Consider the following 26635-nt stretch of genomic DNA (forward strand, 5'->3'; position numbering starts at 1 on the left):
GGACGCCGCTCCTTGACGGGCGAACGTTGCCTGCCACGGCACTAGAGGAGTGACGGCACCTCGGGTGCGCAGACTTCGCGTGCCGCCCGCTCCAGCGCGCTCGCCAGCAGCGCCAGGTCCGTCGGCCCGTTCCCCAACTCCCGTACCGGACGGCGGGTCGGAGGGTCGCCCATCCGGTGCCACTCCAGGGGGACGACCGTCGGCCGCAGTGTCGCGGTGCGCGGGATGCGCCCCGTGACCCGGCCGCCCTGGAAGGGCGTGGCCCGGCCGTCGGCCCGGGTGAGCCGCCCGCGGCCCGGCGCCGGTTCGTCCGGACCCGGGGCGGGCGCGTCGAGGATCACGCGGAGGGCGGAGAGGCGCGCCGGCTCCGTCTCGGCCGTACGGCCTCCCGGGCCCGCCGCGGTCACCAGGTGCACGCCGAGCCGCTCGCCCTCGCGGGCCACGGCCTCCAGCGCGCGCACCACGGAACCGGCCGCGGGCCGGCCCGGCGCGCCCAGCGGTGGCGACACCAACGCGTCCAGGTCGTCGACCACCACCACGAGCCGGGGCAGCGGCGGCGCCGCCTCGGTGGGCCGGGGCTCCGCCGGCCGCAGCCGCAGGGTGGTGCTGGGCGGGGTGTCCAGGTCCCCGGCACCGGCCGGGCTCGCCGAGCGCTGGGCGACCATCCGGCCCGACACCTCGCGGCCGGTGTGCCAGTCGGCGAAGTCCGACCGGCCGAGCAACTCCGCGCGCCGCTTCAGTTCGGCGGTCAGGGACTGGGCGAACTCCCGCATTCGCACGGGGTCGTTGGCGAGGAGGTAGGTGGTGACGTGCGGGATGTCCAGGCAGACGCGCAGGCCGTCGCCCTGCCCGCGGCCCGCGCTGATGCCGTCGCGGCCGTCCATCAGGACCACGCTCAGCCGGTCCGGCCGCTCGGCCGCGGCGAGCGAGGCGACTACGGCCCGCAGCAGTTCCGTACGCCCGCTGCCGGGCGGTCCCTCGACCAGCAGATGCGGGCCGTCCGCGACGAGGTCCACCCCGACCGGGCCGCGCGGCCCCGCCCCGAGCACGGCGCACGCCCGGCCGCCGAGCGCCTCGGTGTCGTCCGCCGCGTCCGCCCAGCGGGCCATCAGCGACGCCGGGGTGGCGCGGGCCAGCCCCAACTCGTCCAGCAGCCGGGCCGCCTGCGGCAGCGGCGCCGACACGCGTGCGTGCCGCTCGCCGGAGGCGTCCGTCCGCAGCGGTGCGAGCGCCCGCGCGAACCGCTCGGCCCACGCGGGGGAGACGGCGTCCACGGAGGCCACGGTGCCGTGTCCGACCGGTCCCGGTCCCTCGCCGTGCGAGGTCCCCGCCCGGGCGACCCGCAGCAGCCGCAAGGCCGTCGCCACGTCCCCGCTCAGCAGCGCCACGGCCCCGCACTCCCGGAACGCGGGCGCCACCGCGCAGGCCGCTTCGTACGTGTCGGTCACCGGTGACGCGGGTGAGGCCGGTTCCGTCTCGGCCAGGCACACCACATGGATCCCGGCCCGCGGGCCCTCCACGACCAGCCGCGCGACCGCGTCCCGCAGTCCTGCGCCGCCCGGGTCGCCGTCCACCACGAGCACGGTGTACGGGCCGGGGAAGCCGCCGGACCGTTCGTCCCGCGCGCCGTCCTCCACGGCCGCCCACGAAGGGCGGGCGGGATCGGTGCCGCCGGTCCGTGCGGCGTCGGCCCCCTCGGCGCCGCGGCCCTGCGGACGGGTGTCCGCCGGGTGCGCGGAGCCGTGGGCCGGGGCGCCGCCCGACCGGTCGGCGAGGTGGTCCTCCAGACGGCGCAGGAGTTCGTCGGTGCGGGCCGCGGCCTGTTCGCGGTCGTGGGCCAGCAGCAGACGGCAGTCCTGGCCGTGCGCCGGGCGGACATGGGGAAGCCAGCCCAGCCAGGACCACTCCGCGGTGCGATCCTCCAGTGAGCGCGAGCGGTCCGTGCTGATCAGCACGATCTCCAGCGAGTCGGGTGAGTGCAGCGCGGCGAGCTGGGCCAGCACCGCGCGCGCCAGCCCCGCCAGCCGCGGGCGCGGCCCGGCCAGGCCCAGGGACCCGGCCTCCCGGAGGTCGGCGGTGACCGGCACCGCGGGCAGCAGTCCGGAGCCGTCGGGCGCCGTCCGGTCGGCGGTGCCGAGCCGCACGGCGAGTGCTTCCGGATGGCCCGGCCCGCGTTCCCACAGCCGCGGCCCCGGCCCCAGGGCCGTCAGCAGCAGCGTCGCCGGGTCGGGCCAGGTCTCGGGTGCCGCCGGCCGGGCGCTGGGCCCGCCCGCGCCACCCGCCGGTACCGGGGCGAAATTCCCGCGCCCCGACGGCCCCTGCTCGGCGCGCCCGCCGGTCAGCCGCCGCGCCCAGGCGGTGAGACCACGCTTGCGCACGCCCTGCGGTACGTCGACGCCCCGCAGCGGGGTGCCCTCGCGGCGGCCCTCGTCCGGCGGCTCGGCGTCGAGGTGCCCCGGTCCGGGGTGCCCCACATGGGTGTCGCCGGAGGGGCCGTTGCCCGGGTGGGGGCGTGCCCGCGGCCGGGGCGCCGGATCCTGCTCGATCCGCGGCGCACCGGCCTGCTCCGGTACGAGGGGGGTCTCCGCGGGACTGTGCTCCCTGCCGCCGGGCGCAGCCGAGGAGTCGGGGAGCGGACGGCCGTCCGGAGCGGGGGTCGACGGGTCGGTCGCGCGTCCGCCGGGCGCGCCCGGCGCGTACCGGTCGGCGGGCACGGCGCCGCCCGGCGGCTCCGTCCGGCCCGCGGTCGCGGGCCCGCCCGCGTCCGGCGCCCCCGGGTCCGCCGAACCGTACGCGTGCCGGGTCCCGTCCGAGGGGACGTCCGCGCGCGTGTGGGTCTCGTCCGGCGTGGGGGACACGCGTGCGTGCCCCTCGCCGTCCGGTGTCGTCCGTATCCGCGCGCCCGGTCCCCCGGCCGGGGCCAGCCGCAGGGTCGACTCGCCGATCCGCAGCAGGACGCCCGGGGTGAAGCGGACGTCGCGGGTGCCGACGCGGGCGCCGTCCAGTGTGGTGCCGTTGGTGGAGCCGAGGTCGGCGACCGTGACGCGGCCGTCGGCGTCGAGCGTGACCGCGCAGTGCAGCCGGGAGACGTCGGGGTCGTCGAGCGGCACGTCGGCGTCGGCGGAGCGGCCGACGCGGACCTGTCCGCCGTGCAGCAGGTGCACGCCGCCGGCGTCGGGGCCGGCGATCACGTCGAGGCGGGCCGGGGCGCCGTCCGTCTCCGGATGCGGTTCGGGTTCGGCCGGGGCGCCCAGGCAGAGCACGGCGCCGTCGAGCAGCGGGGGCTCGCCCAGGGTGCAGCGCTGGGGGTCGAGGCGCTCCGCGCCCGCGTACAGCACGACGGTCGGCGCGATGGCGCCGCCGTCTCCGGAGACCGCCGAGGCCAGCGCCGAGGCGACCGCCGACAGGGCCGTGCCGGCGGGGGCCGTGACCAGCACGTCGCGGCTCACGGCCCGGCCGCGTGCCTCCGCGGGCGTCGGCGGGCCGATCGGGTCTACGACGGTCAGCCGGATCTGCATCGCCGTCAGCGGTCCCTTCTGCGCGGGCGCCCGCGGACGGAGCCGAGGCCGCCCCGCGGTCCCCCACCGCGGACTTCCCCCACCACCACACGAGCACGTCGGCCAGTACTGGAGGCATCCTCGCACCTGCCGACGACAATGCGCCCGCCACCGGTCAGCAAATGATCTTGATTGGTCGGCTCTGCCCGCAAAAGTGCCTGACCAGTGTCCCGTGCGTGATCGATTGTGCCCCTCTTGAGATCAGTCACGTCCTGGTCCGGCAACCAACGGGACCGAGTCGAGCGTCTTTCCTTCGAACATGTACGGGAACCCGTCCGTGGGCCGCATGCGCGGACGACCACCCGGTACCCCGCGATGCGGCACTACAGTGGTCCGGAAACACGCAAGCAAGCAGCAGCAAGCAGCAGGGAGCGCATGACGTGCGGCCGGTAGGCAGCAAGTACCTGCTCGAGGAGCCGCTCGGACGCGGCGCCACGGGCACCGTCTGGCGAGCCCGCCAGCGGGAGACCGCGGGCGCCGAGGCAGCTGTGCCCGGACAGCCCGGCGAGACCGTCGCGATCAAGGTCCTCAAGGAGGAGCTGGCCGGCGACCCCGACATCGTGATGCGGTTCCTGCGCGAGCGGTCCGTGCTGCTGCGGCTCACGCACCCGAACATCGTGCGGGTCCGCGACCTGGTCGTCGAGGGCGATCTGCTCGCCCTCGTCATGGACCTCGTCGACGGCCCCGACCTGCATCGCTATCTGCGGGAGAACGGCCCCCTCACGCCCGTCGCCGCGGCGCTGCTCACCGCGCAGATCGCCGACGCGCTGGCCGCCAGCCACGCCGACGGCGTGGTCCACCGCGACCTGAAGCCGGCGAACGTCCTGCTCATGCAGGACGGCGGCCAGATGCATCCGATGCTGACCGACTTCGGCATCGCCCGGCTGGCGGATTCGCCCGGCCTCACCCGCACCCAGGAGTTCGTCGGCACGCCCGCGTACGTGGCGCCGGAGTCCGCCGAGGGCCGCCCGCAGACCTCCGCCGTCGACATCTACGGCGCCGGCATCCTGCTGTACGAGCTGGTCACCGGCCGTCCGCCGTTCTCCGGCGGTTCCGCCCTGGAGGTGCTGCACCAGCATCTGAGCGCCGAGCCGCGCCGCCCCTCCACCGTTCCCGAACCGCTGTGGACGGTCATGGAGCGCTGCCTGAGCAAGAGCCCCGAGCGGCGGCCCAGCGCAGTGAACCTCGCGCGCGCCCTGCGGGTCGTCGCCGAGGGCGTCGGCGTGCACGCCAACTCCGCGCAGATCGCCGCGGCCGAGAGCGTCGCCGCCCTCCTCGCGCCCGACCCGGCCCCCGCGCCCGTGCCCGGCACACCCGGTGCGGCCGACCCGACCCAGGTGCTCCCGCACGGATCGGCGTCGTACGACCCGAACGGCGCGACGAGCGTGCTGCCGCACACCGCGGGCCCCGCGGGTGCCGCCGACCCCACCGCCGTCCTGCCGAACACCGGCGCCGCCGACCCGACCGCCGTGATGCCGCCGGTGCCCCCGCACCAGCCGGGCGGCCAGCCCGACCAGCCGCACCCCTGGCAGTCGCAGCTGCGCGCGGCCCGCGACCGCAACGAGCAGACGCAGGTGCAGTACCTCGACCCCGGCGAGGACCCGCTGCGCCGCCGTCCGCAGCGGCAGGCCGCCCGCTCCCAGCAACAGCAACAGCAACAGCAGCCGCCGCGCCCGCCGCAGCGCTCGCAGCAGCGCCAGCCGCAGGGCCCGCCGCCCGGGTACGGCCACCCGCAGCAGCACCAGCCCCAGCAGTACGCCCCGCCGCCGCAGCACCACCAGCCCCAGCGGTACGCGCCCGCGCCCACGCCCGAGCCCCAGCGGCCGGCGCGTGAGCCGCGGCAGCCGAGGCAGCGCAGCGCCAACCCGATGCGGATCCCCGGGCTGGGCTGTCTGAAGGGGTGCCTGTTCACGATCGTCATCCTGTTCGTCGCGGGATGGCTGATCTGGGAACTGAGCCCGCTCCAGGGCTGGATCGGCACGGGCAAGGGCTACTGGGAGCAGCTGACGGACTGGTTCACCACGGTCACGGGCTGGATCGGCGACCTGGGCGGGGAGTCCACCGCGGACAACGGGCCTGGGGATTTGTCGACACCCAGTGGGTGATTTCCGCCTCCGCGGTGAAGGTTGGCTCTCCGGACGCGTAGTTTTGGCGACAACACGCGTCGGTAGGAGCAGTCTTGGCACGGAAGATCGGCAGCCGGTACACCGCGAACCAGATCCTCGGACGGGGCAGCGCCGGCACGGTGTGGCTGGGTGAGGGGCCCGACGGGCCCGTCGCCATCAAGTTGCTGCGCGAGGATCTCTCCTCCGATCAGGAGCTCGTCGGGCGCTTCGTGCAGGAGCGCACGGCGCTGCTCGGCCTGGAGCACCCCAACGTCGTCTCCGTCCGCGACCTGGTCGTGGACGGCAACGACCTCGCACTCGTGATGGACCTGGTCAGGGGCACGGACCTGCGCACCCGGCTGGAGCGCGAGCGGCGCCTGGCGCCGGAGGCGGCGGTCGCGATCGTGGCCGACGTGGCGGAGGGCCTGGCAGCGGCGCACGCGGCGGGCGTCGTGCACCGGGACGTGAAGCCGGAGAACATCCTGCTGGACATGCAGGGACCGCTCGGGCCCGGCGGCTCGCACCGCGCGCTGCTGACGGACTTCGGGGTCGCGAAGCTGATCGATTCGCCGCGGCGCACCCGAGCCACGAAGATCATCGGCACCCCGGACTACCTGGCCCCGGAGATCGTGGAGGGCCTGCCGCCGCGGGCCGCGGTGGACATCTACGCGCTGGCGACCGTCCTGTACGAGCTGCTCGCGGGTTTCACGCCGTTCGGCGGCGGACACCCGGGCGCGGTGCTGCGCCGGCATGTGACGGAGACGGTCGTCCCCCTCCCCGGCATCCCCGACGAGTTGTGGCAGCTGATCGTGCAGTGCCTGGCGAAGGGGCCGGCGTCCCGGCTGCGCGCCTCGGAGCTGGCCGCCCGGCTGCGGGAGCAGCTGCCGGAGCTCGCGGGCATGCCGCCGCTGGACGTGGACGAGCCCGACGCGGAGGCGCCGGACGAGATGTCCGAGGCGGCGTCCGGGGCGGCGCAGCCCGAGACGCCCGTCCGGGCCCGGCGCGGCGCGGTCCCCCTGGTGCCCGGCGCGAAGCCCGACTCCAACCGCGACACGCACACCTCGATGCGGGTCCCGGCGCCGGACGAGCTGGCCGGCGGCGCCCGGGGCACGGCCCGGGCGCCCAGGGCCGCGGGAGCCCCCCGCCCCGGCTCCGCCCGGCACCGGGCGACCGCGCGGCGCCGCAGGGTCGCCCTGGGCGCGGCGGCGGTGGCGCTCGTGGCGGCGGCGGGCATCGGCACCTGGGCGGCCACTTCCGGCGACGGGGCGGGCGCCGAGCCCCCGGACAGCGGGAACTCGGCCCCCTCGGCACCGTGACCCCGGCGACCGCCGCGCGATGACGATCACCGGCCCCGCGCCGGCGCCCCGGCACCGCGTACGCACCCGGCGCTGGTCGCCCGGCGGAGCCGTTACGCTGGGAGCGTGGCAGTTGTCGATGTATCCGAAGAGCTCAAGTCCCTCTCCTCGACCATGGAGTCGATCGAGGCCGTTCTGGACCTGGACAGGTTGAGGGCGGAGATCGCCGTGCTCGAGGAGCAGGCGGCAGCGCCGTCCCTGTGGGACAACCCGGACGAGGCGCAGAAGATCACCAGCAAGCTGTCCCACCTCCAGGCCGAGGTCAGGAAGACGGAGGCGCTGCGCGGGCGGATCGACGACCTCTCCGTGCTGTTCGAGATGGCCGAGGAGGAGGACGACCCGGACACCCGCGCCGAGGCGGAGTCCGAGCTGGCCGCCGTCCGCAAGGCCCTCGACGAGATGGAGGTGCGGACGCTCCTCAGCGGCGAGTACGACTCCCGGGAAGCGCTCGTGAACATCCGCGCCGAGGCGGGCGGCGTGGACGCCGCCGACTTCGCCGAGCGGCTCCAGCGGATGTATCTGCGCTGGGCCGAGCAGCGCGGCTACAAGACCGAGGTGTACGAGACCTCGTACGCGGAGGAGGCGGGCATCAAGTCCACCACCTTCGCCGTGAAGGTGCCGTACGCCTACGGCACCCTCTCCGTCGAGCAGGGCACCCACCGTCTGGTGCGCATCTCGCCCTTCGACAACCAGGGCCGCCGGCAGACGTCCTTCGCCGGTGTCGAGGTGCTCCCCGTCGTCGAGCAGTCCGACCACGTCGACATCGACGAGTCCGAGCTGCGCATCGACGTCTACCGGTCCTCCGGCCCCGGCGGCCAGGGCGTCAACACCACCGACTCCGCGGTGCGCATCACGCACCTGCCGACCGGCATCGTCGTCTCCTGCCAGAACGAGCGCTCGCAGATCCAGAACAAGGCCACGGCGATGAACGTCCTCCAGGCCAAGCTGCTGGAGCGGCGCCGCCAGGAGGAGCAGGCCAAGATGGACGCCCTCAAGGGCGACGGCGGCAACTCCTGGGGCAACCAGATGCGTTCGTACGTGCTGCACCCGTACCAGATGGTCAAGGACCTGCGCACGGAGTTCGAAGTCGGCAACCCCGAGGCCGTGTTCAACGGTGAGATCGACGGCTTCCTGGAGGCCGGGATTCGCTGGCGCAAGCAGCAGGAGAAGTAGCCGGGCAGCGCGGCGACGCGCATACGGCACCGGATCGACCGGGCAACTGCCGCCCTCGGGGCGGCAGTTGCCTTTTGCGTACCTGGATGTCTGGGTTTTACATCACACTCACAGGCTTCGGCCACCGGCAAAGAGCGCGTACCCGGACATCGCGCCCGCAACGGCCTTGACGTTGCTTTGAAAAATGGGAAGGGTGAAGCGTGGCATGCGTATCTCTGGGGCGCATGTGAACCGGGGGGTTTGAAACAGAGCCGTCCCCGTTGATCACGGCCCCCGAGCGCCGCCTCACTGACGATGAGCTACTGGGGGTAGCAACCACATGACCAAGAAGACGCGGATCCGGATCGCGCGCATCGCGGCCGGTGCCGTGATCGCCGCCGGTGCCTCGCTGACGGCCGCGGGCGCGGCCTCCGCCGCCGAGTCCGAGGACTGCCTGCTCGGCGTTCTGTGCGCCGACGAGTCGCCCAGCCCTTCGCCCGACCCCACCGATGACCCGACGGTCATCCCGACCGACCCCGAGGAGCCCACGGAGGAGCCGACCGAGCCCACCGAGGAGCCCACCGAGCCCACGGAGGAGCCGACCGAGCCCACCGAGGAGCCCACGGACGACCCGACCTCCGACCCGACCGACGACCCCGGCAACGGCGGTGAGAACGGCAACGGCGGTGGCAACGGTGGCGGCAACAACACCGACCCCGACGGCGGCTCCGGTGAGTCCGCCCAGAACGAGGGCACCTCGGCCCTCACCGACACCGGCTCGGACACCACCGCCCAGGGCGGTGGCGACGAGCTCGCCGAGACCGGTGCCACGCAGACCACCTTCCTGGTGATCGGTGCCGCCACGATGATCGCCGGCGGTATCGGCTTCCGTGTCCTGCCGCGCCTCGCGGGCGGTCGCGGGGGTGCGGCCGCCTGACGCTCGCCGTCGGTGGCCGCCGCCGTACGGAGCGTACGCACGGCGAAGGGCCCGGAGCGCTTGCTCCGGGCCCTTCGGCCTGTTCGTCCTGAGTGACTGTGCGTGTTCGCCCGACCGGGCCGGCCGAGGGATCAGGCGGTCTGGTGCGCCAGCAGCGCCACCGCCGCGATCAGCACCGCGAGCAGTGCGATCAGCGTCATCGGGTTCAGCGCGGCAAGCGGGTTCTCCTGCTGGAGCCGCTCGCGGTTGGCCCGGCACACCGGGCAGCGCCCCTCGCTCACGGGCGCGGCACAGTTCGCGCACACCAGCCGGTCGTACGTCATGCGCTCGCCCTCCTGGCACCGGTACACATTCATCCCTACAACGCCTGCGGGAACGCGAACGTTCCCCCTCCACTGTGCCAGGTTCCTCCGCAAAGGGCGCGGGCGCCGGAGGAGCGGCGGTCGCAGGGTGCGGACAAAACGCACAACCAGCGCGCAACCCGAACCGGTGCCTGCGCCGGGCCGCCCGCTTCGCGTATGGTCACGCACATCTACCCCCGGCGACGCGTGGTGCATCCGTGATCCGATTCGACAATGTCTCCAAGGTCTACCCCAAGCAGACCCGCCCCGCCCTCAGGGACGTCTCCCTGGAAGTGGAGAAGGGCGAGTTCGTGTTCCTCGTGGGATCCTCCGGCTCCGGAAAGTCGACCTTCCTGCGGCTGGTGCTCCGCGAGGAGCGGTGCAGCCACGGCCAGGTGCACGTTCTGGGCAAGGACCTCGCGCGCCTCTCCAACTGGAAGGTGCCGCAGATGCGACGCCAGTTGGGGACGGTGTTCCAGGACTTCCGGCTGCTGCCGAACAAGACGGTCGGCGAGAACGTCGCGTTCGCGCAGGAGGTCATCGGCAAGTCGCGCGGCGAGATCCGCAAGTCCGTTCCGCAGGTGCTCGACCTGGTCGGGCTCGGCGGGAAGGAGGACCGGATGCCGGGCGAGCTGTCCGGTGGTGAGCAGCAGCGCGTGGCCATCGCGCGGGCCTTCGTCAACCGGCCCAAGCTGCTGATCGCCGACGAGCCCACCGGCAACCTCGACCCGCAGACCTCCGTCGGCATCATGAAGCTGCTCGACCGGATCAACCGGACGGGCACCACCGTGGTGATGGCGACGCACGACCAGAACATCGTGGACCAGATGCGCAAGCGCGTCATCGAGCTGGAGAAGGGCCGCCTCGTGCGCGACCAGGCCCGCGGCGTCTACGGCTACCAGCACTGACCAGCAGCGAGATCCACGGAAAGGCTTGAAGCAGACGCCATGCGCGCCCAGTTCGTTCTGTCGGAGATCGGTGTCGGTCTCCGCCGCAATCTGACGATGACCTTCGCCGTCATCGTCTCGGTCGCCCTGTCCCTGGCCCTGTTCGGCGGCTCGCTGCTGATGAGCGACCAGGTGAACACGATGAAGGGCTACTGGTACGACAAGGTCAACGTCTCGATCTTCCTCTGCAACAAGAGCGACGCCGAGTCCGACCCCAACTGCGCCAAGGGCGCGGTCACCAAGGAGCAGAAGGACCAGATCCTCACCGACCTCCAGAAGATGTCGGTGGTCGACAACGTGACGACCGAGTCGCAGGACCAGGCGTACAAGCACTACAAGGAGCAGTTCGGCGACTCCCCGCTGGCCAGCTCCCTCACGCCCGACCAGATGCAGGAGTCGTACCGGATCAAGCTCAAGGACCCGGAGAAGTACCAGGTCATGGCGACCGCCTTCAACGGGCGGGACGGCGTCCAGTCGGTCCAGGACCAGAAGGGCATCCTGGACAACCTCTTCGGACTGCTGAACGGCATGAACTGGGCGGCGCGCGCGATCATGGCGCTGATGCTGGTGGTCGCCCTGATGCTGATCGTCAACACGGTGCGCGTGTCGGCGTTCAGCCGCCGGCGGGAGACCGGGATCATGCGCCTGGTCGGCGCCTCCGGCTTCTACATCCAGGCCCCGTTCATCATGGAGGCCGCGGTCGCCGGACTCATCGGCGGTGGTGTCGCCTGCGCGTTCCTGGTGATCGCGCGGTACTTCATCATCGATCACGGTCTGGCGCTGTCCGAGAAGCTGAACCTGATCAACTTCATCGGCTGGGACGCCGTTCTGACGAAGCTCCCGCTGATCCTCGCGACCAGCCTGCTGATGCCCGCGTTGGCCGCGTTCTTCGCGCTGCGCAAGTACCTGAAGGTGTGACGCATGCCAAGAGGGCCGTACGGTCAACCGCCCGTACGGCCCTCGGCGTTGTCCTAGACTCACCGGCATGTCAGGCCCCGACCCGTTCTGTCAGCCCCGCCGCGTCCGCCGCGGGGCCGCCCTGACATTGGTGTTCGCCGGCGTGCTCGCGGCCGGTGCCGCGACCGGATCCCTGCCGACGTCGGACCGCGGGCCCGAGCCGGGCGCCACCCGTACCGCCGCCTCCGCCGCCCGCCCCGACGAGGTCGCGGCGGCCGCCGCCGAGGCCGCGGCCGAGGGAAAGTCGCCCATGGAGGCGGCCGAGCGCGCGGTCAGCCGCAGCGGGGACCGCTGGGACGCCGTCTACTCCGAGGGCGAGTACGAGGAGTTCGAGGAGTCGCTCGACGGCGAGTACACCGGCGTCGGCCTGTCGGCCAGGCGCGGGAGGGACGGCCGTATCCAGGTGGCCGAGGTGGCCCCCGGCTCGCCCGCCGCCGCGGCCGGGATCCGCGCGGGCGACCGGCTGCGCAGCGTCGACGGCGAGCGGACCGACGGGCGCCCGGTCACCGAGGTCGTCTCCGTACTGCGCGGCGACGCCACGGACGCGGCGGCCGGCTCCACCGTCCGTCTCGGCCTGGAACGCGGCACACGCGCGTGGACCCGGACCCTGCTCCGGGCGCGCATCGCCACCGACTCCGTGTCGGTCCGGAGGCTCTCCGCGGGTGTCACCGCCATCAAGATCGCCGCTTTCACCAAGGGCACCGGCGACACCGTCCGCACCGCGGTACGGCGGGCCCCGGCGGCCGCCGGGATCATCCTCGACCTGCGCGGCAACTCCGGCGGCCTGGTCACCGAGGCCGTCACCGCCGCCTCCGCCTTCCTCGACGGCGGCCTCGTCGCCACCTACGACATCGACGGCGAGCAGCGGGCCCTGCACGCCGAGGCCGCGGGCGACACCACCCGACCCCTGGTCGCGCTCGTCGACGGCGGCACGATGAGCGCGGCCGAGCTGCTCACCGGCGCCCTTCAGGACCGCGGCCGCGCGGTCGTCGTGGGCTCCCGCACCTTCGGCAAGGGCTCGGTCCAGATGCCGAGCCGGCTGCCCGACGGATCCGTGGCCGAGCTGACCGTCGGGCACTACCGCACCCCCGCCGGGCGCAGCGTCGACGGCCGTGGCATCACCCCCGACCTGGAGGCCGACCGCAACGCGCTGCGGCGGGCGGAGTCCGTCCTGGCCGGCCTCGGGCAGTAGCCCGCGCGTGCGGTAATCGACTTCCCCCGCACCCCCTCCGTAGTGCGAAAATGGTCGGCACTATGGCTAAGGAAAAAGGGCGCAAACTGATCGCGCAGAACAAGAAGGCCCGGCACGACTACCTCATCCTCGACACCTACGAGGCCGGACTCGTCCTCACCGGGACCGAGGTGAAGTCGCTGCGCCAGGGCCGCGCCTCCCTGGTCGACGGCTTCGTTCACCTGGACGCGCACGAGGCGTGGCTGCACAACGTGCACGTGCCGGAGTACAGCCAGGGCACCTGGACCAACCACAGCGCCCGGCGCAAGCGGAAGCTGCTGCTGCACCGCGCGGAGATCGACAAGCTGGAGTCGAAGTCGGGGGAGACGGGGCACACCATCGTGCCGCTCGCCCTCTACTTCAAGGACGGCCGCGCCAAGGTGGAGATCGCGCTGGCCAAGGGCAAGAAGGAGTACGACAAGCGGCAGACGCTCCGGGAGAAGCAGGACCGGCGCGAGGCCGACCGGGCCATGTCGGCGGTACGGCGGCGGCAGCGGGCGTGACCCCGGGGCCACCGGGAATACGCTGGCACGTGGCCCCGTTGCTCACGTACGATGGGTCCTGCACCCCACAGCGGGTGCGGGTTTTGAAAAATCAACATGGGGATGATCGGTTTCGACAGCGGATGTCGAAGCAGGGGAAGCGTGTCGAGGAAGCGGCCATGATCTCGTAAACCACAGGCCGAAAAAAATAATCGCCGAAACCAAGCGCGATTCCTTCGCCCTCGCTGCCTAAGTAGCGACTTGCGAAGTGTCAGCCCGGGGCTGTTCCCGACCCGGATCCTGGCATCAGCTAGGGGACTAAACCTTGATCCCGGTCACGGGGTGAAGAGGGAAACCAAACAGTGACTGGGCCCGTCGGAGACTTGTTCGCGTGATCTCCGGGGCCAAGAAAAGCGCAGCGGACTGCACACGGAGAAGCCCTGATTCCGCACCGTTGGACGCGGGTTCGATTCCCGCCATCTCCACGATCGGGAGGTCCCCGGACCTCCTCACCCATGTGGGCGAAGGCCCCGCCACTTCGGTGGCGGGGCCTTTGTCATGGGGCGTCATGAGGCGTCACAGGGGGACACCGGGCCGCCGTCAGGAACGGTCGGGCAGCGCCGCCAGCCGTTCCATCACGGGCCCGAGCATGCGCCTGACCAGACGGCCCGGCGTCACGACGCTCGGAAGGCGCAGCGACGTCGGATCGAACCGTATGAAGGAAGCGTCCCAGCGCGGCGAGAAGACGATCAGACCCTTCAGCGCGAAGTCCCAGCGCAGCCGCTTCCGGCCGCCGTTCAGCCACACCTCCCAGCGGGGCCGCACGGGCCTGGCCGGCGAAGGGAAGTCCGGCAGCTCGGGCAGCGGCGGCCAGTGACCGGTGTCCGGTGCCCCCGGCTCGCTCCGGGACCGCCGCGCGTATTCCTCCTTGACGGCCGCCCGGAAGCGGTCGTAGGCGGCGGGATCGCAGTAGGTCAGCAACACCAGTCGTTCGGGCGGCAGCAGGCGCACCGCCTCGGTGAACTCCCACACCGTCCCTGGGCCCGGCCCCGCTGACAGCAGCACCACGTACGCCCCGCCGATCAGTCCGCTCACGGTGTCCTTCCAGTCGTCGAGCGGCAGGTAGGCGCGTTCCGCGCCGGGCAGCGGAAGCGGCTCTCCCGGCATGCCGATCGCGATGACCCGGCCCAGCTTCCGGAATCGCCGGACCAGGGCCTCCTCGTGCGTCAGCCCCGAGACCAGGAAGAAGTACTCGTTGCCTCCGCCGCCCGTCACGTCGTCGGGCAGCCGGGCCATGTCCTCGTCCTGGGAGAACGGCCGCAGGTACAGCACGTACCGGGTGCCCGTCAGTTGACCGAAGCCCTCGACGAGGTCCGCGGTGTCCCGCTTGCCGCGCACCACGAGCCCGCGGCCCGCCCCGAAGACGAAGGCCGCCGCGTACAGCAGGGCGAAGCTGCCCAGCAGCGCCAGCCACCACCAGGGCTGGGTGAGCCCGTCCGGCAGCCGGTCGGCGTTGAACACGGCCCGGAAGATCACGAGGGCCGCCACGCCCAGCGCCGACCCCAGCAGCCGCAGGGCCCAGCCGGTGACGAGCAGTGTCCGTCCTCTGGTCCGGCTCTGCGCACCACGCGGGGACAGCTCCCGGTCCCTCAAGAAGTACGGATTCCCGTTCATTCCGGTGCCCCCCGAGGTCTCGCCCGCTGCGCTGTGCGGTCCGAGAGTAGGAGGTCACCGTCCGCCGTGGGCGCGCTCCCGGGACTCTCCTCATTTCCTCCCGGAGAAGCCCTTCGGCGGACGCAGGATCAGGCGCCGGACCTGGACGCACCCGGAGGCCATACGACATCGACGGTCAGGCCGGCCGTACGGGCCGTGGCCACGGTGTCCGCCGTGCCGCCCCCGCGACCGGTGGGCGCACTGCCGTCCCACACGGCCAGCAGCCGGTCCGCGCCCTCGATCAGCCGGAGGTTGGCCTCCTCGTACGCCTCGCGTCCCGCGTGTTCGTACGGCATGACCACCACCTCGTCCGCGGCCTCCCGCAGGGTGTCGAAACGGATGAGGTCCTCGGGGCGGACCACCGCTTCCCGGTAGTCCGCGGAGGGGATGATCGCCGACAGGCGGCCGCCGAGCGACAGGACCACCTCGGCGAAGAGGGTGTCGGCTCCGCGGGCCAGGCACGTGCGGCCCACGAGCGAGTCGTCGCGCAGGTCGGCCAACAGCTCACGCAGGGCCGTGCGCACGGGCTCGGCGGCCTCGGCTGCCAGGTCCATATGACCGGTGACGGCGACCGTGACCACGCTCATTCCCCTCTTCGGCCTCGGGCGTTGTGCCCGTCACTGTAACCGGTGACATGAGCGGGCCGACCGGCCGGTACGGGGCGACGGCGCAGGGCGCAGCCGTGGTCCTCACACTGGTCGGGTCCTCTCAGAGCGCCGTACCGAAGAAGCCCAGCACATAGGCTCCGCCGAACAGGAGCGGGATCCAGCGCTCGACCCGGTTCAGGGGCAGATAGACCCGCCAGTCACGGCCCTCGCCGAGCGCGTGCCACTCGGCGGCCACGAAGGTGCGGGCCGGCAACCGCCTCTCCAGCGCTCCGATCACCGCGAACTTCCCCTTGTCCAGCTGGTGGTAGGAGCGGACGGTGAACCACCAGGTGGCGCACATGCCCAGCAGGACCAGCAGCGCCGCGAGGCCCAGGACGAGGGGCACGCTGCCCCGTGGCCGCTGCGAGAACCAGGCGCCGAGGAAGGCGAGCAGAGCGGTGTGCAGCGTCAGGAAGAAGGTGTTGGCGAGATTGCGCCGGGCGCTGACCCGGTCGGCCATCTCCACGCACAGCTTGTACTGCTCGAAGACCGCGGCGTGATAGGCGGCAGCGGGGTCCCGGTATCCGTCGGCGCCGATGTCCTCGTTCCACAACGCATCGTCGATCTCGGCCATGCGGCAGCCCCCTGTGGTTCTCGCCGTCGTCGGACCTTCCGAGAACATACGCGCGTCGGCGACCGCGGGAGCCCCGGAAGGCTCTTGTGGTCATGGTGCGCCGCATGGTGAGCACCCATGAACGGAGTTCGGGAAGTGGGTTGCGGCTCTATGTCGACGGTTGGTTCACGGTTCTACGGTCCGTCCTCATGACACAGACCGGATCCGTACGTCGCATCACTGTCCTGGCGGCTTTCCTGGTCGCCCTGGTCGCTTCCCTGCTCACCCCGGGCAGAGCCGCTGCCGCTTCCCTTCAGGAGGTCACCGGGTTCGGGACCAATCCCGGGGCGCTGAAGATGTTCCGGTACGTGCCCGACGGGCTTCCCGCCGGGCGGCCCGTGGTCGTGGTGCTGCACGGGTGCACGCAGAACGCCGCGGGGTACGGCGGCGGCAGCGGCTGGCTCCAGCTCGCCGACCGGTGGGGTTTCTCCGTGGTGCTGCCGCAGCAGCAGAGCGCCAACAACGCCACCTCCTGCTTCAACTGGTTCCAGAGCGGCGACACCGCGCGCGGCCAGGGCGAGGCCGCGTCGATCGCGCAGATGACCGACCGGCAGCTCGCCGACGTCTCGGGCGATCCCGCGCGGGTGTACGTGACGGGGTTGTCCGCGGGCGGCGCGATGACCGCCGTGATGATGGCGGCGTACCCGGAGCGGTTCGCCGCCGGCGGGGTGGTCGCCGGGCTGCCCTACGGGTGCGCGCAGGCCGCCGGGTCGCCGTACGTGTGCATGTACGTCGGTGCCACGCAGAGTCCGCAGCAGTGGGGCGACCGGGTGCGCGCCGCACGGCCCGGGTACGCCGGTCCCTGGCCGACCCTCGCCGTCGTCCACGGCACGGCCGACTACACGGTCCGGCCCGTCAACATGACCGATCTGACCGAGCAGTGGACCGATGTGCACGGCGCCGACGGGACGGCCGATGTCAGCGACACGGTCGCCGGCCACCCGCACCAGGTCTTCCGGGATCCGGCCGGGCGCGCGGTGGTGGAGACGTACAGCGTGACGGGGATGGGGCACGGGCAGCCCGTCGATCCCGGCAGCGGGGCCGAACAGTGCGGCACGGCGGGTGCCTACGCCCTCGACGTGAACCTGTGCGCCGCGTACCGGCTCGGGCGGGGGTGGGGTCTCGGCTGAGCCGGTGGCCGGTGGCCGGTGGCCGGTGGCTGGTGGCTGGTGGCCGGTGGCCGGTGGCCGGTGGTCGGTGAGCGTGGGGTGGTGGGTGGTGGTCGTGCCTCTCGGGCGTCGGCGCCGCGTCCGCCTTCCGGCCATCACGCCGTCGTCCCGGCGGCGGTCAGCGGGGCGCTCGGGAGCCCGCGACGCGCCTCGTGCGGTCGAACGGGGCCAGGGTGATCGCCAGGGCCAGCACGGCGGCCGTGACCGGTACCGCGTATCCCGTCGTCGCCGAGACGCGCTCCACCGCCCAGCCGCCGACGGCGCTGCCGCACGCGATGCCGCCGAGCAGGGCGGTCACGGCGAGGGTCATCCCCTCGTTGAGGCGGTCGGCGGAGGTGCGCTGCTGGAGCAGCGTCATGGCGGTGACCATCGTCGGGGCCGTCGCCATGCCGGCGAGCAGCAGGGCGGCGCCCAGGGCGAGCAGCGAGGGTGTCAGGTGCGCGGCCAGCAGGGGCAGGGCCATGAGGACCGCCATCGCGGCCACGCACCACGGCAGCAGACGCCGGGCCGGGACCACCGGCCGCAGCGTGCCGAACAGCAGCCCCGCCGCGCCCGACCCCGCCGCCTGGAGGCCGAGCAGGACGCCCGCCGCCGTACGGCTGCCGTGCGCGTCCGCGAAGGCGATCGTGACGACCTCCATCGAGCCGAACACCGCCCCGGTGGCCAGGAAGGCGGTGAGCAGCCGGGGTATGCCGGGGGCGCGCAGCGGTGAGGGAGCGCGCCGGCGCGGTGCGACCGGCGGCTCCGTGGCGCGCTGGGCGGTGAACAGCAGCATGCCGGTCAGCAGCAGCACCGCGCCGACCAGCGTGCCCGCCTCCGGGAAGAATGTCCCGCACAGGACGGCCGCGAGGACCGGGCCCAGCATGAAGCACAGTTCGTCCGCGGCCTGTTCGAAGGAGTTCGCGGTGTGCAGGGCCGCGGGGTCGCCGCGCAGCAGATGCGCCCAGCGGGCGCGCGACATGCCGCCGGTGTTGGGCGTCGTCGCGGTGGCCGCGTACGCGGCGAACAGCGCCCAGTCGGGGGCGCCGTGGCGCACGCACAGCAGCAGCGCCACGCTGCCGAGCACCGCGAACAGCGCGGCGGGCAGGGCGATCCGGGCCTGGCCGTGCCGGTCGACCAGGCGGGCGATCCACGGGGCGACCACCGCGGTCGCCGCGAGCCCGGTCGCGGTGACGGCACCGGCCAGGGCGTATGAGTCGCGCGTGCCGGCGATCATCACGACCGCGCTCACGCTGAACATGCCCATCGGCAGCCGGGCGACGAGGTTCCCGGCGGTGAAGGCCCGGGTGCCGCGGATCGAGAACAGACGGCCGTACGGGCCGGGCGGGCGGCGGCGGCCCGCACGGGGCGAGAAGTCGGCGGCGACCAGGGTGTCGGCGGTGACCGTGCACAGGGGCTGCGGGGTGTCCGGCATGGATCAACGGTCGCCCGGCGGTGATCACCGGGTCCAACACCTGCTCCGTGCCGATTCACGCGTCCGCGTTGTAAATTCCCGGCATGTCCACCCCGCCTCACCTCGACCCCCGCCTGCTGCGCGCCTTCGTCACCGTCGCCGAGGAACTGCACTTCACCCGCGCGGCGGTCCGCCTCTACGTGGCCCAGCAGGCGCTCAGCAGGGACGTACGGCGGCTGGAGCGGGAGTTGGGCGCCGACCTGTTCGTACGGACCACCCGGCAGGTGACGCTGACGGCGGACGGCGTCCGGCTGCTGCCGTACGCGCGGCGCGTGCTGGACGCGCAGGAGGAACTCCTCGCCGCGTTCGGGCAGGCCCGTCCCCTGCTGGTCGACCTGAACTCCCCGGGCCTCGGAACCCCGCGCCGGGTACTGCACCGGGCCCGTGAACTCGCCCCGCAGCACGAACTGATGGCCCGCTACGAGAGCGGGCTGACCGGCGCCGCGGCGGAACTCCTGGCGGGTCGGCTCGACGCGTCGTTCGGACGGTTCGCCGGACTGGATCCCGCACTGCGGTCGGGGCTGGAGCAGCAGATCGTCCGCTACGAGCCCATGGCGGTCGTCCTGCCGCAGGCGCACCGGCTCGCGGCCCTGGAGGCGGTGCCGCTCGACGCGCTGGCGGGGGAGACCGTGTACGCGGGGGCAGGGAATCCGCGGACGCCGGAGTGGACCGACCTGGCGCGCCGGCTGTTCGCGGGGCGCGGCATCGAGGTCGCTGCGCCCGCTCCACTGGCCGTGGGGGACGAGGAGTTCGAGCGGATCATGGCGCGGACGGGGTGCCCGGTGCTCGCCGTGGTCGACTTCCCGGACATGCCGCGCTCGGTACGGCGGCCCCTGGTCGACCCGGTTCCGCTGTCCCCCGTGTCGCTGGTGTGGCGAAAGGGCCTGGCGCACCCGGCGTTGGCGGCGCTGCGGCGGGCCGCGGCCGGGCTCGCCGCGGAGGAGGGGTGGCTGCGGCGGCCCGCCGGCGGCTGGCTTCCGGCGCTGGACACGAACCTGCCGAGTGTCCATATCTGACACACCTCCCACACGGGAAGAGCACGTGCGCTACATTCGTGGCCCGAGTGCGGTGTGACAAAAGGGGCGCTCGAACCAGGTGGGGGCTTGGTTCGGTCGACGAGTCTCGGGGTCGTAGGCGCACCTTTGAACTGTCCCGTGGGGGGATGTAAGCACGTGAGCAAGTGGCGAGAAGACGCCCGACCGGAAACCGACTGGCCCGAGGCCGCCTCCGCGACGGGGGAAGTGCCGGGGCTGGGAAGCCGGGTCGGCAGAACCCAGTCGTTCCCGGAGACCGGCACGTCGATACGTGAGCGGGCGTCCGAGGCGGGGGCTTCCCCGAGCGACCGCCGGGAGCCCCGGTCGGGGGCTTCCATATCCGAGCGGGCGTCCGAGGCCGGGGCCTTCCTGAGAGACCGCCGGGCTTCCGGAGCCGGGGCGTCCGTACCCGAGCGTGCGTCCGAGGCCGGATCGCCCCTCAGTGACCACCGGGCTTCCGAAGCCCGGGCGTTCGTCCGTGAGCGTCCGTCCGAGGCCAGGGCCTCCCTGTGGGACCGCGGGGAATCCGAGACCGGGGCGCCCCGGCGTGACCGTGCCACCGAGACCGGGGCCTCGCCGCGTGACCGTGCCTCCGAGGCCGGCGCTTCCCCGACCGAGCGCGGACCCGAATCCGGAGTCTCCCCGGCCGTGGTCCGCGATCCGTGGGAGGCGTCCGCCGGCGATCGCCTGCACGACCCCCACGAGGTCACCGTGCAACTGGACGCCATAGGGCACCGGTTGGGGGACCCCGGCGGCGGGGGGCGGGAGACCGCCGACGGCCGGCCGGACGGCGCGCAGGACGGCTCCGACGGACCGGTGTTCGTGGACGAGTCGGGCCGCCGCAGCCGTACGTTCCGGCGGCTCGGCGTGGCCGCGGGCCTCGCCTGCGCGGTCTACGCCGTCGTGATCCTCGCCACGCTCCTGTCCGGCAACTCCAACGCTCCCTGGCTGCCCGTACCGGACCAGAAGGGCGACGCGCCGGCGAGCAAGGTCGACAGCCCCGCCCTGCCCGCGCAGTCCGCGCCGCCCTCGGCGAACGGCACCGGCAGTCCCGGCGACGGCCCGACCGACGCCGCCGGGACCACACCGGAGCCGAGCTCCGAGGCGGACGACCCCGGCGCCTCCGGCACCCCGGACGCCGCGGCCACCTCCTCGGACCCGGAGCCCACCGCCACCCGTACCACCACCCGCCCGCGCGACGAGACGAACGTCCCCAAGCCGCCCGTCCCGTCCGTGCCGCCGGTCACCACCTCGCCCGACCCGAGCCCCACCGGGGGCCCCTCCGCCGATCCGTCCCCGTCCGAGGGCGGCGACGGCGGCACCGGCTCCGACACGGTGGCGGACGGCCCGAACGAACCGGGCCCCGCGACCACTGTCACCGCTGTCTCCCTGTAATCCCGGAGTACGGAGTACCACCTCTGATGGCATCCCGCCCCAGCCGTCACGGGGGCGGCACGACCGGGAGCCGCTCGGCCGCCCGGCGTCGCCGACTGCCCCTGCGCCACCTGCTTCCCCTGCTCGCCCTCGCCGCCCTGATGGCGATGCTGATGCTGCGCGGCTACGTGAACAGCGAGATCCTCGCCGATCACCGTGTCCGCCCGCCGGCCGCCACCGACCGCGTGCCCGAGGAGATCCTGCGCGGCGGCCCCGTCATCGACACCCGCAGCGGGCGCACCACCACCCTGCGCGTGCCCGACCACCGCCTCGTCCTCACCTTCGACGACGGCCCCGACCCCGTCTGGACCCCCAAGGTCCTCGACGTGCTCCGGCAGCACGACGCGCACGCCGTCTTCTTCGTCACCGGCACCATGGCCTCGCGCCACCCCGACCTCGTCGCCCGCATGGTGCGCGAGGGCCACGAGGTCGGCCTGCACACGTTCAACCACCCCGACCTGTCGTACCAGTCGAAACAGCGCATCGACTGGGAGCTGTCCCAGAACCAGCTCGCGATATCCGGCGCGGCCGGCATCCGCACCTCCCTGTTCCGGCCGCCGTACTCCTCCTTCTCCGCCGCCATGGACAACGAGTCCTGGCCGGTGACCGAGTACATCGGCCGGCGCGGCTACATCACCGTCGTCAACGACGCCGACAGCGAGGACTGGCGCAGGCCCGGCACCGCCGAGATCATCCGCCGCGCCACTCCGGCCGACGGCAAGGGCGCGATCGTGCTGATGCACGACTCCGGCGGCGACCGCAGCCAGACCGTGGCGGCACTGGACCGGTTCCTGCCGGACATGAAGGCCCGCGGGTACGAGTTCGACAACCTCACCGAGGCCCTCGACGCCCCCAGCGCCCACACCCCGGTCACCGGACTCGACCTGTGGAAGGGCAAGGCCTGGGTCCTCCTGGTCCAGGCCTCGGCCGGGATCACGGACGGACTCGTGATCGGCCTGGCGGTGATCGGGACCCTGGTCATCGCCCGCTTCGTCCTGATGCTCCTCCTGTCCGCCCTGCACGCGCGCCGGGTGCGCCGCCCCGGCTTCCGCTGGGGACCGCCGGTCACCGAACCCGTGTCGGTGCTGGTACCGGCGTACAACGAGGCCAAGTGCATCGAGAACACCGTCCGTTCCCTGACGGCGAGCGAGCATCCGATCGAGGTGATCGTCGTCGACGACGGCTCCTCCGACGGCACGGCCCGCATCGTCGAGGCGATGGGCCTGCCCGGCGTGCGGGTCGTCCGCCAGCTCAACGCGGGCAAACCGGCCGCGCTCAACCGCGGACTGGCCAACGCCCGGCACGACATCGTCGTGATGATGGACGGCGACACCGTCTTCGAACCCTCCACCGTCCGCGAACTCGTCCAGCCCTTCGGCGACCCGCGCGTCGGCGCGGTCGCGGGCAACGCGAAGGTCGGCAACCGGGACTCGCTGATCGGCGCCTGGCAGCACATCGAGTACGTGATGGGCTTCAACCTGGACCGCCGCATGTACGACGTCCTGCGCTGCATGCCGACGATCCCGGGCGCCGTCGGGGCGTTCCGCCGCTCGGCGCTGGAGCGGGTCGGCGGGATGAGCGACGACACCCTCGCCGAGGACACCGACATCACCATGGCGCTGCACCGCGACGGCTGGCGGGTCGTCTACGCGGAGAACGCCCGCGCCTGGACCGAGGCCCCGGAGTCCGTCCAGCAGCTGTGGTCCCAGCGCTACCGCTGGTCGTACGGCACCATGCAGGCGATGTGGAAGCACCGTCGCGCCCTGCTCGACCGGGGTCCCTCGGGCCGCTTCGGCCGCGTCGGCCTGCCGCTGGTGTCGCTGTTCATGGTCCTCGCGCCGCTGCTGGCCCCGCTGATCGACGTGTTCCTGCTGTACGGCCTGATCTTCGGCCCGACCGGCAAGACGATCGGCGCCTGGCTGGGCGTTCTCGCCATCCAGCTGTTCTGCGCGGCCTACGCCTTCCGGCTGGACCGCGAACGCATGACGCACCTGATCACCCTGCCGCTCCAGCAGCTCCTCTACCGGCAGCTGATGTACGTCGTCCTGCTCCAGTCCTGGATCACCGCCCTCACCGGCGGCCGCCTGCGCTGGCAGAAGCTGCGGCGGACCGGTGTGGTCGGTGCGCCGGTCGGCGCGGAACCGAGCCCGCGCGCGGCACGGAACGAGGAGCGGAGGCCGGTGGGATGAGCCGCACACACCACTCGGGCACCGGGCCGACGTCGTCGTCGTACGGCATTCCGCAGCAACGGGTGACCGACGCGACGGCTGATACGGCGCCGGACATGACTGCCGGTGCGACGGCCGGGGCGGGCACGGGGGCCGATGCGACGGCCGGGGCGGGCGCGGAGTCGGCCTCGGCGTCCTCCGGGGCACGGCCGGCCGCCGCGGCCCGGGGCCGGGACCGCTACCTGGACCTCCTGCGCTCGATCGCCCTCGTCCGCGTCATCGCCTACCACCTGTTCGGCTGGGCGTGGCTGACGGTGCTGTTCCCCTCGATGGGGGTGATGTTCGCGCTGGCGGGTTCGCTGATGGCGCGATCCCTGAAGCGTCCGGCACCGGGCGTCGTCAGGGACAGACTGCGCAGACTGCTCCCGCCGATGTGGGCGTTCGGCGCTGTGGCGCTCGGCATGCTGTTCGCGGCCGGCTGGCGCCCGGACAGCGTCCTCGGACTGATCCACTACGTCGTCCCGATCGGCGCCCCGCCGTTCCCGTGGACCATCGGCTCCGAGTCCGGCCTGCTGGACAAGACCTGGGCCGTGCAGGCGGTGGGCCCGTTGTGGTACCTGCGCGCCTACCTGTGGTTCGTCGTCGCCTCCCCCCTGCTGCTGTGGGCGTTCCGCCGGGCCCCCTGGCCGACGCTCCTCGCCCCGCTCGGCCTGACGGCGGTCGTCGGCACCGGCCTGGTCACCATCCCCGGCGAAACCGGCAACGCCGTGACGGACTTCGCGGTCTACGGCGGCTGCTGGGTGCTGGGCTTCGCCCATCACGAGGGCCTGCTGCGACGGATCCCCCGCTACGTCGCCGTCTCCTGCGCCGCCTTCCTGATGGCGTTCGGCCTGTGGTGGGCCTCGGGCCATCTGGGCCCGGACGGCTGGGACCTGAACGACATCCCCCTGGCCCAGGCGACCTGGTCGTTCGGCTTCGTGGTGATCCTGCTCCAGTACTCGCCGTCGTGGCCCGAACTGCCGCGCCGACTGGCGAAGTGGGACCGGCTGGTGACGCTGTCCAACAACCGCGCGGTCACGATCTACCTCTGGCACAACCTGCTGATCATGGCCACGGTCCCGCTCCTCGACCCGCTCTACAGCCTCCCGTTCCTCCAGAGCGACGGCGCGGTGTCGTTCCTGGACTCGACGTACATGTTCTGGATGTTCTGCCTGGTCTGGCCCCTGCTCGCCCTGACGATCCTGGCAACCGGCTGGATCGAGGACTTCGCGGCCCGGCGGCGGCCCCGGCTGTGGCCGGACGGGGGAGGGAAAGGCCGCGGTCGGCGCGGGGGGAAGCGCGGGGCGCGGCGGGGGAGATGAGAGGGCGCGGCGACGGGATTGTGCGGCGGACGTGCGCAACCCGTGCGCTTCTCATGGCGGTTGGCGAATTCCGGGGGTCCGAGGAGTGGTCGGTCGGCCGGACCGGCTGACTCCGGTGGTGCCCCGTGCGGAAACCGCACTAACGTGGCGCTGCCCTTCAGACCACACCCCGCCCAGGAGCCCCGCGTGACTCGCCGCCCCCGCCTCACCCTCACCGCAGCAGCACTCGTCGCCGCCGTCCTCCTCACGGGGTGCGGCGGCGACGACGGCCACGCGAAGGCGAACGACGAGATCGCGGGGGCGGACAAGGGGACGGAGTCGTCCCCACCACCGAGCACACCGGCCGGGCCGGAGACGGACCGGCCGGAGATCAAGCTGCCGGCGGACCTCACGTACACGTTCGAGTGGCCCAAGACCGGCGACGAGAACAAGGACGCCGTTCTGGCGGACAGCGAGCAGTCCATCAAGGCTGTTGACCTCGCGATCGTCAACCAGGACCCGCTCGACAAGGCCTTCCTCTACTACTACGAGGGTGAAGCGGCCGCGGGCACCGAGAAGTTCGTGCGGAACTACGTGGACCACAAGGCCTCCGTCACCGGCGCCTATCGCTTCTACGATCCCCAGGTGACCGTCGACAAGGACGGAACGGCCTCCTTCAGCTACTGCGAGGACCAGGGCAAGGCGTACGTCCGGTATCTGGAGACCGACAAGGTCAAGAAGACCGAGGTCACCGCGAAGAGTTACGTGAGCTACCACACGTCGCTGAAGAAGAACAGCAAGGGCGTCTGGGTCATCCAGAAGATGGTTTCGCAGAGTGGGAGCGCCGAGTGCCAGCCCTGACCCGCAAGCTGAAGATGATCCCCGCGCTCGTGACGGTGGGGACCCTGGTGCCGCTGCTCGCCTTCCCGGGTGCGGCCCACGCCGACGACACGATAGGTGGGAACACCCAGAACCCGGCTGAACAAGGCCCGAAGGGCGAAACCGACGGCGACGGCACCATCTCCGCGACCGCCGGCGGCGTCGTCTTCGACCGTTCCAAGAACGGGAGCGGCAACGCCGCCGGTCCCGTCGCCTCCGCCACCCCCTGGACCCCGCCGGCCTGCTGGTACGCGCCGAAGTACACCCCCGCACAGCTGGAGGCCCACCTCGAACCGATCTGGGCGGCCGAGTCCACGGGCTACGAGTGGGAGTCGGAGCAGCGCAAGAGATACGTCGAGGGCGAGCCGTACACGGACTTCAACAAGGACAAGGCCGGCGAGGGTTACTGGTGGGACTCGTACGTCAACGAGACCTACCCGCCCGGCTGGGACGACTGCGACGAGGACACCTTCTGGGTGGACCAGGGCGACCCCCCGCCCGCTGACATCGAGAACGCCGTCACCCCCGAGATCCTCGCCCAGCTCGCCTACGCCGAGATCCGCGTCCCCGGCACCGAGGTCACCCTGGCCCCGGAAGCCACCACCAAGGTCAACCTCCCCACCTGGGCCTGGCTGGACGCCGCGGAGTTCAAGCCGGTCTCGGTCACCGCGTCCGTCCCGGTACTCGGCATCCAGGCGACCACCACGGCCGAGCCGGTCTCCCTCAAGATCGAACCCGGCACCGGGGACGCGCAGACGTACCCCGCGTCCGGTGTCTGCCGGATCGAGGACGGCCGTATCGGCGAGCCGTACGCCAAGGGCAAGGCGAAGGAAACACCGCCCTGCGGCGTGAAGTACCTCCGCTCGTCCGGCGACGACTCCTACCGGCTCACCGCCACCATCACCTGGGAGATCTCCTGGACCGGCACGGGTGTTGACGATCCGCAGGATTTGCCGGATGGCGAATTCGGTGCGGGTCAGGACGTCGTCGTTCAGGAAATCCAGGCCGTCAACCGCTGACCCAGGATCCGTTTCCGGCCATTCGCCGACCGCCCCCGCGGGGCGCGGTTGGCGAATGGCCGGCGGTTGTGGTTAATGTCCTTCGTCCCTCTCTGATTATCC

General features: G+C 72.7%; 21 protein-coding genes and 1 other RNA gene. 16 read left to right on the forward strand and 6 right to left on the reverse strand.

Annotated elements, in window-relative coordinates; translation table 11 throughout:
- Positions 1 to 41 precede the first annotated feature (41 nt).
- Positions 42 to 3518 carry an FHA domain-containing protein gene (locus tag DN051_RS23730; RefSeq protein WP_053761643.1) on the reverse strand — a complete coding sequence of 1159 codons (3477 nt, stop codon included), beginning with the start codon at positions 3516 to 3518 and terminating at the stop codon, positions 42 to 44.
- Positions 3519 to 3937: 419 nt separating this feature from the next.
- Here DN051_RS23730 and DN051_RS23735 point away from each other — a divergent pair, with 419 nt between their 5' ends.
- The 4 genes from DN051_RS23735 (at position 3938) to DN051_RS23750 (ending at position 9106) form a co-directional block, all read left to right on the forward strand.
- Positions 3938 to 5662 carry a serine/threonine-protein kinase gene (locus tag DN051_RS23735; protein WP_112439458.1) on the forward strand — a complete coding sequence of 575 codons (1725 nt, stop codon included), beginning with the start codon at positions 3938 to 3940 and terminating at the stop codon, positions 5660 to 5662.
- A 74-nt stretch (positions 5663 to 5736) separates the two neighbouring features.
- On the forward strand, positions 5737 to 6978 hold the full coding sequence (locus DN051_RS23740) for a serine/threonine-protein kinase (protein ID WP_053761645.1): 1242 nt from the start codon (positions 5737 to 5739) through the stop codon (positions 6976 to 6978).
- A 105-nt stretch (positions 6979 to 7083) separates the two neighbouring features.
- Entirely contained in the window at positions 7084 to 8190 is a 1107-nt protein-coding gene (prfB, locus tag DN051_RS23745) for a peptide chain release factor 2 (RefSeq protein ID WP_053761646.1), read from the forward strand.
- Between the two features lie 319 nt (positions 8191 to 8509).
- Complete coding sequence (locus DN051_RS23750; RefSeq protein WP_053761647.1) at positions 8510 to 9106, forward strand: LPXTG cell wall anchor domain-containing protein; 597 nt, start codon at positions 8510 to 8512, stop codon at positions 9104 to 9106.
- Between the two features lie 131 nt (positions 9107 to 9237).
- Here the strand turns inward: DN051_RS23750 and DN051_RS23755 are convergent, their stop codons facing one another.
- Positions 9238 to 9429 carry a hypothetical protein gene (locus DN051_RS23755; RefSeq protein ID WP_053761648.1) on the reverse strand — a complete coding sequence of 64 codons (192 nt, stop codon included), beginning with the start codon at positions 9427 to 9429 and terminating at the stop codon, positions 9238 to 9240.
- Between the two features lie 236 nt (positions 9430 to 9665).
- Here DN051_RS23755 and ftsE point away from each other — a divergent pair, with 236 nt between their 5' ends.
- From ftsE to ssrA, 5 genes are all read left to right on the forward strand, one after another.
- The gene (gene ftsE, locus DN051_RS23760) at positions 9666 to 10355 is read left to right on the forward strand and encodes a cell division ATP-binding protein FtsE (RefSeq protein ID WP_053761649.1); all 690 of its coding nucleotides are present in this window, start codon (positions 9666 to 9668) and stop codon (positions 10353 to 10355) included.
- Between the two features lie 39 nt (positions 10356 to 10394).
- Complete coding sequence (gene ftsX, locus DN051_RS23765) at positions 10395 to 11312, forward strand: permease-like cell division protein FtsX (protein WP_112439459.1); 918 nt, start codon at positions 10395 to 10397, stop codon at positions 11310 to 11312.
- A 67-nt stretch (positions 11313 to 11379) separates the two neighbouring features.
- A complete protein-coding gene (locus DN051_RS23770; RefSeq protein ID WP_199314657.1) occupies positions 11380 to 12543 on the forward strand; it encodes a S41 family peptidase in 1164 nt (387 codons plus the stop codon).
- A 62-nt stretch (positions 12544 to 12605) separates the two neighbouring features.
- Complete coding sequence (gene smpB / locus DN051_RS23775) at positions 12606 to 13085, forward strand: SsrA-binding protein SmpB (protein ID WP_053761652.1); 480 nt, start codon at positions 12606 to 12608, stop codon at positions 13083 to 13085.
- 98 nt (positions 13086 to 13183) lie between these two features.
- Positions 13184 to 13552: a transfer-messenger RNA gene (gene ssrA / locus DN051_RS23780) on the forward strand.
- A gap of 112 nt (positions 13553 to 13664) precedes the next feature.
- Here ssrA and DN051_RS23785 read toward each other — a convergent pair.
- The 3 genes from DN051_RS23785 to DN051_RS23795 form a co-directional block, all read right to left on the reverse strand.
- A complete protein-coding gene (locus tag DN051_RS23785; RefSeq protein ID WP_112439460.1) occupies positions 13665 to 14738 on the reverse strand; it encodes a hypothetical protein in 1074 nt (357 codons plus the stop codon).
- Between the two features lie 128 nt (positions 14739 to 14866).
- Complete coding sequence (locus DN051_RS23790) at positions 14867 to 15358, reverse strand: hypothetical protein (RefSeq protein ID WP_053761654.1); 492 nt, start codon at positions 15356 to 15358, stop codon at positions 14867 to 14869.
- A 127-nt stretch (positions 15359 to 15485) separates the two neighbouring features.
- A complete protein-coding gene (locus tag DN051_RS23795; protein ID WP_112439461.1) occupies positions 15486 to 15998 on the reverse strand; it encodes a RipA family octameric membrane protein in 513 nt (170 codons plus the stop codon).
- Between the two features lie 188 nt (positions 15999 to 16186).
- Between DN051_RS23795 and DN051_RS23800 the strand changes: the two genes are divergently transcribed.
- On the forward strand, positions 16187 to 17167 hold the full coding sequence (locus DN051_RS23800) for an extracellular catalytic domain type 1 short-chain-length polyhydroxyalkanoate depolymerase (protein WP_053761666.1): 981 nt from the start codon (positions 16187 to 16189) through the stop codon (positions 17165 to 17167).
- A gap of 157 nt (positions 17168 to 17324) precedes the next feature.
- Here the strand turns inward: DN051_RS23800 and DN051_RS23810 are convergent, their stop codons facing one another.
- Positions 17325 to 18620 (reverse strand): MFS transporter, encoded by a 1296-nt coding sequence (locus tag DN051_RS23810; protein ID WP_112439463.1) that lies wholly within the window; start codon positions 18618 to 18620, stop codon positions 17325 to 17327.
- Positions 18621 to 18703: 83 nt separating this feature from the next.
- Here DN051_RS23810 and DN051_RS23815 point away from each other — a divergent pair, with 83 nt between their 5' ends.
- The 6 genes from DN051_RS23815 to DN051_RS23840 all read left to right on the forward strand — a co-directional run bounded on the left by DN051_RS23815 (position 18704) and on the right by DN051_RS23840 (position 26533).
- Entirely contained in the window at positions 18704 to 19675 is a 972-nt protein-coding gene (locus DN051_RS23815; RefSeq protein ID WP_112439464.1) for a LysR family transcriptional regulator, read from the forward strand.
- A 666-nt stretch (positions 19676 to 20341) separates the two neighbouring features.
- Positions 20342 to 21088, forward strand: coding sequence for a hypothetical protein (locus tag DN051_RS23820; RefSeq protein ID WP_199314659.1), 747 nt, complete (start codon positions 20342 to 20344; stop codon positions 21086 to 21088).
- Between the two features lie 26 nt (positions 21089 to 21114).
- Entirely contained in the window at positions 21115 to 23316 is a 2202-nt protein-coding gene (locus tag DN051_RS23825) for a bifunctional polysaccharide deacetylase/glycosyltransferase family 2 protein (protein WP_112439465.1), read from the forward strand.
- The gene (locus DN051_RS23830; protein WP_246040656.1) at positions 23313 to 24656 is read left to right on the forward strand and encodes an acyltransferase family protein; all 1344 of its coding nucleotides are present in this window, start codon (positions 23313 to 23315) and stop codon (positions 24654 to 24656) included. Before DN051_RS23825 ends, DN051_RS23830 begins: the two co-directional genes overlap by 4 nt.
- Positions 24657 to 24842: 186 nt before the next feature.
- Entirely contained in the window at positions 24843 to 25496 is a 654-nt protein-coding gene (locus DN051_RS23835) for a hypothetical protein (protein WP_053761660.1), read from the forward strand.
- On the forward strand, positions 25484 to 26533 hold the full coding sequence (locus tag DN051_RS23840) for a hypothetical protein (RefSeq protein ID WP_079001474.1): 1050 nt from the start codon (positions 25484 to 25486) through the stop codon (positions 26531 to 26533). Before DN051_RS23835 ends, DN051_RS23840 begins: the two co-directional genes overlap by 13 nt.
- The last annotated feature ends 102 nt before the right edge of the window (positions 26534 to 26635 follow it).

The sequence above is a fragment of the Streptomyces cadmiisoli genome (assembly GCF_003261055.1).
Classification (GTDB): Bacteria; Actinomycetota; Actinomycetes; order Streptomycetales; family Streptomycetaceae; genus Streptomyces; species Streptomyces cadmiisoli.